This is a genomic window from Desulfosarcina sp. BuS5, from assembly GCF_028752835.1.
Lineage (GTDB): Bacteria > Desulfobacterota > Desulfobacteria > Desulfobacterales > BuS5 > BuS5.
Genome location: NZ_CP087952.1, coordinates 777265 through 790041 on the forward strand (window position 1 = coordinate 777265; position 12777 = coordinate 790041).

Below are 12777 nucleotides of genomic sequence, written 5' to 3' on the forward strand. Positions count from 1 at the left end.
AATTCAATTAGCAGAGTGCCTACATATCATTTATTTTTTCAGTTAATTCCGGCAGAAATTCCAGCATATCTTCAACAATGCCTACATCTGCAACCTGAAAAATAGGGGCTTTGATATTTTTGTTGACGGCAACCATAAATGGCGATCCTTTGATGCCGCCCAGATGCTGAAAAGAACCGCTTATACCGCAGGCAAGATATACCTTGGGTTTAACCGTCTGGCCTGACGTTCCCACCTGACGTGATTTTTCAAGCCATTTGGAATCTACGATCGGCCGTGAGCATGAAACATCAGCGCCTAGCGCTTCCGCCAGATCGTTGGCGATCTCAATATTATCTTCATCCTCAATGCCCCTTCCTATCGAAACAAGAACTTCAGACTTGGTAATATCAACATCCCCTACCTCAGCCACAACAGTCTCGAGAAAGGTTCGGCGGGCCGCAAGATCACCCGCTTCGGATGATTTATCTACAATTTCTCCGGATGCAGACTTGCTTTCATCGGGAGCAAATGCGCCGGGACGAATATTTACAACAGCGCCGGAGCCTATATCACAAAGCATATGCGTGCTGACCTGGCCGCTGAATTCCTGGCGAACAATTTTCAGATTAGATCCGTCAAGTCCTTCAAAATCGACTACATCGGCAACAAATGCCGACTCAAGTTTAATTGAAAGTCCAGGCCCCAGATCCATTCCAAAAGTATCATGGGGCAACAAAAGAACTGCATCACCGGGTAGGATATTAACCAAGATACCCCTGATTATTTCCGCATTGGGATATGTAATGGCGGCATTATCTATTTTAATGACCTCATTATATGTAGTGGCAACATCTTTACATACTGCCTCAAGATCAGCGCCGGATCCAGTCACAATTGCCGATACAGATGCATCGGGATCAATCTTTTTGGCTGCCGTAATAAGCTCAAGAGCAGTATCATCGGCAACTCCGCCTTTGTGTACTATATATGCGTAAATCTGAGCCATTATTTAATACCTCCTTTGGCTTTTAAGTATTCAACCAGTTTGTCAATGATTTCTTCGGTGCTGCCTTCGAGAATTTCAGCGCCTTCTCCAGTATCAGGTATAAAATAATCGACCTTTTTTACATTGGCGCCTGCTTCACCCACAGCATCGGATGCAAGGCCTAAATCCGAGGTGCCATGAACCGGGATCTCTACCGAAGCAACCTTTCTGATGCCCCTGATTCCCACATAGCGCGGTTCATTGATACCGGTTTGAATAGAGAGCACACAAGGAAGTTCAATTTCGTTCATCTCTATATTGCCGCCTTCTACTTCCCTGCCGACTTTAATCTTTTTATCATCTGTAATCTCTATAGTATTTACCAGGGAAGCATAGGGAAGATCCAGCATTGCAGCCAGCATTCCACCAACCTGGCCGGCCCCGTCATCGGCCTGGGCTCCTGTCATGATCAAATCAAATTTACCCTTTTCGATTTCGGCCTTTAAAATGGAAGCTATACCTTTTCCATCCGAATCATTAAAAGCATCATCAGACAGGAGAACGCCCTGGTCGGCACCCATTGCCATTTCTCGTCTGATAACTTCTTCTGATTCTTCATCACCGACCGAAACAACAGTAACATTGCCGCCCACATTATCACGGATCTGAATCGCCTCTTCAACCGCATAATTATCCCATTCGTTTACTGAGTAAACAAGATCATCCCGATCAATATCAGTTCCGTCGCTGTTAACCTCTATCTCGTTTTCAGCGGTATCAGGGACTCTCTTGACGCATACCAAAATTTCCATTGTTACCTCCAATTTAAAATATTTTTCACAAAATCTCAAGCGAAGCGCTCCTCAAGACCGCAGGCCGCCCCCTCAGGCAAAGCCGCCCGCGCCCTAACCAACAAGATGCTGCTCTATTAGTTCAGCCAGATCCAGGACTTCCATAGCCCCTTCCAGTCCGGCTACTTTTATGGCATCTTCTATATTTACCAGGCAAAAAGGACAGGCCGTGACGATAACATTCGCACCAGCTTCTTTAGCCATCTCCACCCTTAAAACTCCCATTCTCTGCTCTTCCTCAGGCTCGTAAAAGAGCATAAGACCCCCGCCGCCGCAGCAGAAGGAACGGTCACGGCTTTTTAGCATATCGATCCTTTTTATTCCGGGTATGGCATCTATGGCATCCCTGGGATCTTCATAAATATCGTTGTGCCTGCCCAGATAACAAGGGTCGTGATAGGTGTAAATTTTTTCATTATCCTGGGCGCTGTTTAAGCGAATTTCGCCGGATTTTATTTTTCTGACTATTGTCTGACTGATATGCTCCACCGGGGGAAGTCCCGTATAATCATTTTTTAATACATTAAGAGCATGGGGATCGGCAGTTACAATCAGGTTGGCCCCGGAATTTAAAATCGCATCGGTATTTTTGCCTTTCATATCCTGAAACAACATCTCTTCACCGAACCTTCTGATCTCATTACCGCTGTCCTTTTCAGCCTTTCCAAGAATTCCGAAATCGATCCCGGCATAATTAAGAATCTTTGAAGTAGACCTCGCAATATCCTGCATCCTGTCGTCGTAGGAAGTAATACTATCTACAAAATATAGTGTCTCGGCCGTAGCTCCCTTTTCGAGAACCTTGACTGGGCAGACCTCTGCGAACTCTTTATCCTTGCTCCAGTCAGCGCGTTTCTTTTCCATTTTGCCCCATGGGTTTCCGCGTTTCTCAATAGCGCTGAGCGGTTTTTGCAAAGATTGGGGCACCATGCCTTCGTCCACCATGCCGCGTCTCAAATCAACGATCTTGTCTATATACTCTATCCCCAGCGGGCACTCCTGCTCACATGCCCCGCATGTGGTGCATGACCAGATTTCATCTTCTTCATAAATATCACCGATCAGGGACTCGCTTGGTAAAAATTTTCCACGCAGGGGATAATTTTTAAAAATTTTATCACGCCCTTTAATAGAAATAAATCTGGGTGACAAGGGACGTTTAACCGCATTCGCCGGGCATTGGTCGGAACATCTGCCGCAATCCGCACATGTATAAAAATCAAGCAGGTGCTTCCAGGTAAAATCCTCCAGTTTCTTTACTCCAAAGGACTCAAGGTCATCAAGTTTATCATCCGGCACACCATATTTTACCGGTTTAATGTTGCCTTTTTTAATCCGCATGAACAAGACATTAAAGAAAGATGTAATAACATGAAAATGCTTGCCCATCGGTAAAAAGCAAAGAAAAAAGAAAAACGTAAGGTCGTGAATATAATAGGCTATGATATGCAATGCTTGGAGAATGCCGTTTGAAGCATTGTTAAGCACAAGGCTAAAACACCATACAAGCGTAAAAGGAAGCAGGAAGGCTACGTGGCCGTGGGCAACCTCGGTAGCCTCAAACAGGCTTTCGGAAATCATCAGGGTCATGATCAGTCCTAAAACAAAAACCGCTTCAGATGTATGATCGTGGCCGTATTTTTCAGGAACAGCATACCTTGCAGGTTTGAAATAACCCCTTCGCACAGCGGCGACCGCACACGCAAGAAAGACTGCCGTGGCGGCTATATCCTTTAATATATTATAAATATCACCGACGACTCCGGAAAAGCCAGGAAGAACAAAATCCTTGTACATTCCGATAATAACCAGGGATGTCGAGCGGACCGACAAGATCAGGAAGCCGAAAAATATAATCATATGCAGTACACCGGCCAGCATATATCTCGGATGCCTATACTGGGCCAGCCAGATCTTCAAAATATTATATGCCCGCATGGGCAGGTTATCACTGCGTTTGTCCGGGGCAGCCAGAATGAGAGGGGCAAGCCTTTTTGCAATTATATATGCAAAGGCCGCGACACCTGTGACCGGAATCAGAAAGGATAAGATAAAAGTAGGAAAAAAGCCAAAAAGCCAAAATTGTGAGGGCCCTATTAATTCTGTCATTTTTTAAATTCTCTCTCCATTAATGATGTTAAAAGTAAAGGATCAGTTATAAAAGTTTTGTGTTTAAACCTGAATCAATGTTGATTTGGTGCAAAAGATCATACTCATATATTAATTTTAATATGATTTACCTAACAAATTTTTTATCAAAGTGTCAAGATTTTTGGTTTAATTCTCAACAATTTGGTAAAATTTATTAAATTATTTACCACAGGGAAATAATATTTCAGGAATAAGAAAAAGCACGGAAGAGATCGAAATTTATGAAAGCTGAAGCTCCGGATAAAAAATTTGATAATAATGAGGCACTATATATCAAATATCCAGTTTATGTTTCAATTCCATTGCATATTGGTATTGGTCTGCATGGAAATAGTTTATACCCACTTCAATGGGTATTTCAGGGGATACGAAATATATCTGTTCCAGTTCAAGAACCGGTTCATCCTTCTTGATTGCAAGATGCCGGGCAACCCGTTCATCCGCCTTTACGGCTCTGAAAGTCTGGCGAACTTTCTGGATGCTCTGGCCGAGCTCCCTTTCCAGTACCGTCAGCATGATCTCGTTAGTAAGCCGCCTGCCTCTGAAATAATGGGCATGCTCGGATGAAATGCTGGTAATAAAAAAACATATGGGCTGATCGCCTTGATATCTGGTGCCGCGCAAACAGAAAATCTTTTTGTCCTGTTCCAGATTCAGAAGTTTGGAGATTTTTATAGAGGGTGTTACCAGCCCCCTGTAATGAATCGTTTTTTTAAGTTTGGCAAAATTTGATGATTCAACCAACCCGCCTGTGGTATGAAAATAATGGACGACTTTCCGATTGGGATCACGTTCAATTATAAAAGTACCCTTGCCGGGTATCCTGGATATAAGACCTTCATTTAACAGCGCGGTGAAAGCCTGTCTGACCGTTGTTCTACTTACACCGTATTGATTGCAGAGTTCATTCTCCGTCGGCAATGGATCTTCAGGAGAAATTTTCCCTGATAAAATACTTTTCCTTAAAATTTGCTGCAGTTGAAAATAGAGTGGGATATGGTCTCTGCTTAGCTTCATAATATAATATTGATTGTGTAATCAAGACCTTCGTGTGTGTGTGATAAAATAAGATGTATTTATAATAATATTATATCATAATTATTATAGAATCTTAATAAACTAATTTTTTAAACTATATACCTATATAGTGTCAAGGATATTTTATATTTTTTCTATGCAAATGATTCTTTGTATCAAAAATAAATCAGATAATTGATTTTACAGAGATAGATGAAAAAATATTAGGAAGGCTTACCTATAGGGTAGGGGCACGATGCATCGTGCCCCTACTGTGACAATCTATATCAATTCAGTTACCTTGCTTATGATATTTCCGGTTGTAAAACCGTATTCTTCCATAACAGTGCCGCCCGGAGCGGACGCACCGAATTTATTTATACCAATTATAGCGCCCTTGTCGCCTGTATAACGCTCCCATCCCATGGGGAGTCCGGCCTCTATGGCAATGCGTAAGGGAACTCCGGGTAAAATAACATTGTTTTTATAGCTAAGGGAGGTTTTTTCAAAAAGCTCCCAGCTCGGCATGCTTACAACCCTGGTCGCGATCCCTTTTTGCTGTAAAATGCTTTTTGCCTCAATTGCCAGGTGTACCTCTGATCCGGATGCAATCAAAATAACATCAGGCGTCTTTTTTGAATCTGAAAGAATATACGCTCCGTTTGAAAGCGCGCCTTTTGATTCCGATTTATCCAGAACAGGCAATTTCTGGCGGCTTAGAATAAGAGCGACAGGGCCTCCCGAGGTCGTTAAAGCCTGCCGCCAGGCATTTTTGGTCTCTTCCGCATCGGCTGGTCTTATAACCGTCAGGCCGGGGATAGCCCGCAGGGAGGCAAGCTGTTCCACCGGTTGATGAGTCGGCCCGTCTTCACCCACGGCGATGCTGTCATGGGTGAAGACGTAAATTAAGGGCAGCTTCATCAGTGCCGCAACCCGTATTGCCGCGCGCATATAATCAGCAAAAACGAGGAAAGTCCCGCCATAGGGACGAACGCCGTGATGCAAAAACATGCCTGACATTATGGCTCCCATGGCGTGTTCCCTTACGCCGAAACGGATATTCCTGCCGGCATAACTCCCTTTCTGGAATTCCGGTGAGGAATCTATAAAGGTTTTGTTGGAAGGCGCCAGATCCGATGATCCACCAATGAGGGTTGGAAGCTTTTCCGATATCGCGTTCAAAATTTTTCCAGATGCCGCGCGAGTGGCAATCGGATCGTCTGAGGTAGTAAATTCAGGCAGATCGGCATCCCATCCTGGTTTTAGAAATCCGGTGACGGCATCAACCCATTGTTTTGCAAGATCAGGATTTTGACTTGAATATGATTCAAACATCCCCAGCCATTCAGACTCGGCCTTTTCACCTTTTTTTGAACATTCCATAAATCTCCCGGAGACTTCATCGGGTACCAGGAAAAAGGCATCTTCCGGCCAGCCAAGATTTTTTTTGGTGAGTTTGATCTCATCTACTCCCAGGGGAGCGCCATGAGCATCAGCAGTATCCTGTTTATTAGGGCTGCCGTATGCTATATGTGTTTTAAGGATAACAATAGACGGTCTTTCAGTTTCCGCCCGGGCCGCCATAATTGCTTCATAAATTTTTTCCGTATCATTTCCGTCATCGACTTGCAAAACCTGCCACCCATAGGCTTGAAATCTCAAAGCGACGTTTTCGGTAAATGTTATGGAGGTCTTACCTTCAATGGAAATTCCGTTGTCATCGTAAAGACAGATCAGTCTGGAGAGGCCGAGATGTCCGGCCATGGAGGCTGCTTCACTTGTAACCCCCTCCATCATATCGCCGTCTCCACACATTATATAGGTAAAGTGATCCACTATCGCGTGTTCCGAAACGTTAAAGCGGGCGGCCAGGTGACGTTCCGCCATAGCCATGCCCACGCCGTTGGCAAAGCCCTGTCCGAGCGGGCCGGTGGTGGTCTCGACACCCGGTGTATGCCCGTATTCAGGATGCCCTGGTGTTTTGCTCCCCCATTGCCTGAAATTTTTTATATCATCAATACTCAGGCCGTATCCGCTAAGATGAAGCAGGCTGTAAAGAAGCATGGAGGCATGCCCGCCTGAAAGGACAAAACGGTCCCGATCCAGCCAGGCCGAATTTTTTGGATTATGTTTCAATACACGCGTCCATAAAACATATGCAGCCGCCGCAAGCCCCAGTGGCGCTCCGGGATGTCCGGAATTGGCTTTCTGGACGGCATCCATGGATAATGTGCGGATTGTATTAATACATAATTGATCTGTTTCTTTCTGGCTATTGCTCAAGCCGTTGTTCATGGTTAAAATCTCCTTATAAAAAATAATTAGCAGTGCCTGAACGAAAACTGTTATCCTGTTGATAAAATAACTATTGCCAGCTTGTTTTTTAAACGAAGATTTAAAGCGATTAGCTTTTAGGCGTTAGGTATTGGCTCTAACATGTTCTATTTTCCCTTTAACACCTAAAAGCTAACATCTAACACCTAAAACTTCATTTAAATAAACAAACAATAACACTTTGTTTTATTTTGATTAATATTGTTTTCGTTCAAGCACTAATTACAAATTAATTGAAAGGCTGTTAAAGCGCTCGCATCCATTCCGGCCTGAGCGCTACCCGGCCGCCAAGGGCTTCATCAATTAATTGCAGGGTAGGTTCCTTGTCTTTGGGCATTATTGCCCTGATAGGCAGGTAATTGGAGGCATGATTGGCATGAAAAAGCCCCCTGGTCATATTGGTATTCTTTATCATTATTTTCAGTTCTTCAAGCATTTTGTCCGGTTCTAAAAGAACAAATTCACCGGACTTATATTCATTGTAAAGATCTGCATCCGGATAAAGCATAAGAGAGAGAGCGCCCACATATTCGGGATCGATTTCAGATAAAACCCGGCCGGTCTCTTTTGCATGAATAGTGGATCTTTCAGGGCCGGCAATCCCCAGAAGCACGGTTATGGATAGTTTAATACCTGCTTCCCGTACCTTTTTACCCATCTTGATCATGGTATCCGAGTTTGCGCCCTTACGAATTTTTTTTAATGTTACATCATCGCCGGTTTCAAGGCCCATATAAGCTATGGCGAGGCCATGCTCTTTAAGCTCCTTCAGCTCATCCGGGGTTTTCATTTTTATGCTCTTGGTATTGGCATATACCCCAACGCGGGTCACCCAGGGCAATTGATTCTCTATCGCTTTTAAAATAGGCAGCAACCTCTTTTGAGGTATGATCAAGGCGTCTCCGTCGCATAAAAAAACCCTGCGCTGACGTTGGCAGTACTCGGCCGCAAATGCAATATCCTCCATGATAATTGCATCCGGTTTTATGCGAAATCTTTCTCCTTTATAAGCTCCGCAGAATCTACATTTATTATGGGAGCACCCGACCGTAACCTGCAACAGGATGCTGTTGGCCTCACTCGGCGGCCTTATCATATTACCTTCATAGTGCATTTTTTTTCTCCTTTATTGTTTGCCTTATTTATTATAGAAAGAATATTTTTTGCAACAATTTTTACAGAAGCCGCTTCCCTGGCGGTTACAAAAAAAAAGATTTACAAGGATTTAATATACGGATAAAGGTGATTTATCCTCTTTATAGATTGTCACATAAATAATTTCACTGCGTTATCGGTCGTCGGAGTATTACAATACGCCTTCCTCCCTCTGGCCTTGTGAAATTTATTATCTGACAATCTATAGATATTTTAAAAATAACGCCCGGCAATACTGTAAACTTCAGACGCGTGTAACTTTTACGGTTTATCCGGGTCAGGAGACGAATCATGAAAAGATTTATTAAATGGTGTTTCATTGTCTGCCTCTCTACTATAGTTTTGATCATTGCCGTTCTTCTTGTTGTTCCGCATTTTATTGATATCCAGCATTACAAACCGGTTATTGAAAAAAAAGTTGCCGAAACAACGGGAAGATCTTTCACAATTAATGGGGATCTTGGTTTTTCCCTGTTTCCTGTGGCAGGCATATCATTTTCCGATCTACACCTTGGCAATCCCCAGGGATTCGAAAAAAAAGATTTTGTTGTTATTGAATCCTTTGAAGCCCGAGTGGATATTTTGAAATTAATACTGTCTCTATTTAAGGATATCAGGGTTACCCGATTCATAGTAAATGGCCCCCAGGTTATACTGATTCAAAAAAAAGAACTTTCAAACTGGGAAGGAATAGGGGAGAGCCGAAAAGGCGCTCCTTCAGATCCCGATCTCGTTCCCGAACTGAATGCGAAAAAATCAGAATTCAAAATATCCGTAGATTCTTTAAATGTGGACGAGTTTTCTATATCAGCAGGATCGATAATATTTATTGACGAAACCACGACTACAAAAAGGGAAATATCCGATCTGACCCTGCGCATAGATGATTTTTCCCTTGACCATCAAATCAACATCAATTGTTCAGCAAATCTGGACGGGCATACTGTATCTTTAAAAGGAAGCATGGGCCCTCTTGGTAAAAAAATCTTTAAAGGAAAGATACCTTTTGATATATCGGTTATGGCAGCAAACCAGATGGATATAAAAATTGCCGGTTCCGTAGTCGACCCTGCAGCAGCGCCAGAAGCCGAAATCAAACTAAGTGTTGCACCATTTTCACCACGCAAACTTTGCAAGCATCTCGGGTTTGACTTTCCGGTGGAGACCTCCGATCCTGAAGTTTTAAATCTTGCATCCTTAACTCTAAACCTGAAAGGTGATCTGAATAGCGTTTCAGTTTCAAAGTGTCTTTTGGAAATAGATGATTCAAAACTAAAAATTTCAGCCGATGCTAAAGAATTTTCCAAGCCCAACCTGAATTTTAATTTGGAGATGGATCAAATAGACCTGGATAGATATCTGCCGCCTGAACAGAAAAAAACAGCCACGCAAAAAGAAGCCGGGCAGGTGGAAATCAAGGCTGCTGCATTTCCTGCTTCAAAACTTGATTACACTCCACTGCGCAAACTCATTATAAAAGGTAGGATCAAAATTGGTAAAATCAAGATCGGCAATGCAAAAATTAAGGATATTGACCTGTCAATTTCAGGGAAAAGCGGAATTTTTAAAATCAACCCGCTCACGTTGAATCTATATCAGGGCGATGTAACTACGGTGGGGCTTGTTGATGTGAAGAATGATATCATAAAAAGCAGTTTGGCTTTGGATGTAAAAAATCTCAACACCGGAGGGCTGCTTGCGGATACTTCGGGGCAGGACTTCCTGGAAGGTACTCTGAATACAACCTTAAATCTGAAAACAAGAGGCGACGCCCCCAGTGAAATCAAAAAGAGTCTTAACGGTTCCGGCGAACTAAACCTTACCAATGTCGCCATTAAGGGTATAGATATTACTGGCATGGTAAAAAACACCAAATCCGCATTTACTAAAATCATGGAGGGCAAAGAGGAATCCACCACAAAATTCGGACAAATTTTTTCTTCATTCAAAATAGTTGACGGTGTACTTAACATATCCGACGCCGGATTTATTTCCCATGACATTAGATTGACAGCCATGGGCAGAGCCGACCTTGTGACAGAGTCGTTGGATTTCCGGCTGGAACCATTTTTAGTTGAAAAAGAGGGTGACACGAATAAAGATCGGAAGGGTTCGAAATATCTCATACCGGTGCTCATTACAGGAAATTTTTCATCTCCCAAATTTCGGCCTGATATTAAAAAGGTTATTGATAAAGAGCTTGAAGAACGACTTTTTGAATCATCCGAATTTAAAAAATTTTTTAAAAATGAAGAACTGAAACCTATGGAGGAAACTACAAAAGAAATTTTAAAAGGAATATTTAAATAATAATTGGCGGCACGTTTTTTTTGCTTTTTTTATACCTCACAGCACACCCGAAAAGCATCCTCTCACCTTGGCTTATGCGGTACTCAATGGTATTTTTTTAATCATGGAAAAAATTCTGGAAATTATATCAAAGACCCCTATTTTCAACGGACTATCCGAGGATCAGCTTAAAGCCATGAGAAGTATCGCCGAAGATCAGTTTTATGATAAAGGCAAGATTATTTTTATGGAAGGAGATGAGGGGAACGGTTTCTATATTGTTGCTGCCGGCAAGGTTAAAATCTACAAAGTCTCCATGGACGGTAAGGAGCAAATACTTCACATATACGGACCAGGCAACCCCTTTGGCGAGGTTTCGGTTTTTTCCGGCCTGAAATTTCCTGCCGTCGCTGAAGCTCTTATTAAAAGTCACATACTCTTTTTTCCCAAGGATTCTTTTATAAGTCTGTTATCAAAAAATCCGTCCCTGGCCCTAAAGATACTTGCCCTTCTTTCAAGAAGACTCCGTCAGTTCACACTTTTGATAGAAAACCTGTCCCTTAAAGAAGTTCCAGGACGTTTGGCCGCATATTTTATTTCTTTATCCGAAGAACAGGACATACCTGACATCTTGACTCTGCCTGTTTCCAAGGGTCAACTCTCCAGCCTGCTGGGAACAATACCGGAAACCATGTCGCGCATTCTGTCCAGGATGAGCAAGGATGGCCTGATTGAGGTTAATGGAAGGGAAATAAAAATATTAAACAATCCCGGGCTTGAAGAGCTGGCTGAATACGGAAAGTTATTATGAATGAGGGTTCGCTCAAAGATAACTTCACAGAATTTGTGTCCAAATCCGCTGTAGATTTAATTGATATTTTTAGGCAATAGCCCTACGCCCCGACCAGGGCTATTGCATCAAAATTTTAGACCATTAAAAATCAAATAGTTGCGTAAGACAGCAAGCAGCATTTGTAACTTATTGATTTATCTAGAATCAAAAATCATGCTAAATTTTGGCGCCCTTCATTTATCGTTGACACTTTTGAAAGAACAATGGGACACAGATAGGTTTATTTTTTCAAAAAAAGTGTAAAGTACTTTTGAAGTGATATGAAGGGTGCCCAAATTTTGATGCAATCGCTCTATGATATAGCGCACAATCCATTGACAATACGTAACCTCTGTGCAATAGGCATAATGATGGTAACGTAAAACTTCTTTGACCTGATCCATTGATTTTGCTTTTGGATCAGGACGGAATCTGCGTTTTATCCTGCATCATATTTACTTTAATATCGCAATAAGTGTAAAAATTTGTCAATAAATGTAATATGAGTACTAAATATATATTTTATACAGATTTTATTGTTTAATATAGCAATATGCGTAAAAAAGTGCAACCTATATGCGGAAATAGCATGTATTTTTTTACATTTATTGCTCTGATAAGTTGACCGTGAGCTCCGCTACGCTACGCACACGGTCAACTTATCGCCGGCTGTCGAGTTCCTCGAACGTCCTTGACAGGTTCCGCTCACGCTCCACCTATCAAGGGCGTTCGAGCCGACTGCGATTCTCGACACTGAATGAAAAAAAACCGCCTTTTTCATTCAGTGCCTGCGATTCTCGCGGCTCAACAGCCGGCGTTAGCCAAAAAAACAATAACTATACGGGGAGAAAACTATGAAAAAAGCTATATGGTTGTCATATGATTTGGGAGTAAAAGGAGATTATGAAGGACTATATGCATGGCTAGATGATCTTGAGGCAAAAGAATGCGGTGATAGTTTAGCTTTTTTTAATTATGAAATTGATAACGATGAAAATTTAATTGAAAAGATAAAAGAAGATATAAAAAATAACATATCTCTCACAAAAAGAGATAGAGTTTATATAATATTCAAAAGTTCTGAAAAAAAATTAAAAGGAAAATTTATTTTTGGGAAACGTAAATCTGCACCATGGACAGGTTATGGAACTAAATCAACAGAAAGTGATGAAGACTATTAA

The 12777-nt window shown here is 42.1% G+C and carries 9 protein-coding genes; 3 read left to right on the forward strand and 6 right to left on the reverse strand.

Annotation, left to right across the window (positions count from 1 at the left end):
• Positions 1–19: 19 nt before the first annotated feature.
• The 6 genes from BuS5_RS03720 to BuS5_RS03745 form a co-directional block, all read right to left on the reverse strand.
• Positions 20–988, reverse strand: coding sequence for an electron transfer flavoprotein subunit alpha/FixB family protein (locus tag BuS5_RS03720; protein ID WP_027353406.1), 969 nt, complete (start codon positions 986–988; stop codon positions 20–22).
• On the reverse strand, positions 988–1779 hold the full coding sequence (locus BuS5_RS03725; RefSeq protein WP_027353407.1) for an electron transfer flavoprotein subunit beta/FixA family protein: 792 nt from the start codon (positions 1777–1779) through the stop codon (positions 988–990). Before BuS5_RS03725 ends, BuS5_RS03720 begins: the two co-directional genes overlap by 1 nt.
• A 93-nt stretch (positions 1780–1872) precedes the next feature.
• Positions 1873–3927 carry a (Fe-S)-binding protein gene (locus tag BuS5_RS03730; protein WP_027353408.1) on the reverse strand — a complete coding sequence of 685 codons (2055 nt, stop codon included), beginning with the start codon at positions 3925–3927 and terminating at the stop codon, positions 1873–1875.
• A 315-nt stretch (positions 3928–4242) separates the two neighbouring features.
• Complete coding sequence (locus BuS5_RS03735) at positions 4243–4986, reverse strand: GntR family transcriptional regulator (RefSeq protein ID WP_027353409.1); 744 nt, start codon at positions 4984–4986, stop codon at positions 4243–4245.
• Between the two features lie 282 nt (positions 4987–5268).
• The gene (gene tkt, locus BuS5_RS03740; protein ID WP_035264748.1) at positions 5269–7281 is read right to left on the reverse strand and encodes a transketolase; all 2013 of its coding nucleotides are present in this window, start codon (positions 7279–7281) and stop codon (positions 5269–5271) included.
• Between the two features lie 283 nt (positions 7282–7564).
• Positions 7565–8434 carry a radical SAM protein gene (locus tag BuS5_RS03745; RefSeq protein ID WP_027353411.1) on the reverse strand — a complete coding sequence of 290 codons (870 nt, stop codon included), beginning with the start codon at positions 8432–8434 and terminating at the stop codon, positions 7565–7567.
• 332 nt (positions 8435–8766) lie between these two features.
• Between BuS5_RS03745 and BuS5_RS03750 the strand changes: the two genes are divergently transcribed.
• The 3 genes from BuS5_RS03750 to BuS5_RS03760 all read left to right on the forward strand — a co-directional run bounded on the left by BuS5_RS03750 (position 8767) and on the right by BuS5_RS03760 (position 12777).
• A complete protein-coding gene (locus tag BuS5_RS03750) occupies positions 8767–10785 on the forward strand; it encodes an AsmA family protein (protein WP_027353412.1) in 2019 nt (672 codons plus the stop codon).
• A 103-nt stretch (positions 10786–10888) separates the two neighbouring features.
• Positions 10889–11575: a Crp/Fnr family transcriptional regulator gene (locus tag BuS5_RS03755; protein WP_027353413.1), complete on the forward strand. Its 687-nt coding sequence runs from the start codon at positions 10889–10891 to the stop codon at positions 11573–11575.
• Between the two features lie 875 nt (positions 11576–12450).
• Complete coding sequence (locus tag BuS5_RS03760; protein WP_027353414.1) at positions 12451–12777, forward strand: hypothetical protein; 327 nt, start codon at positions 12451–12453, stop codon at positions 12775–12777.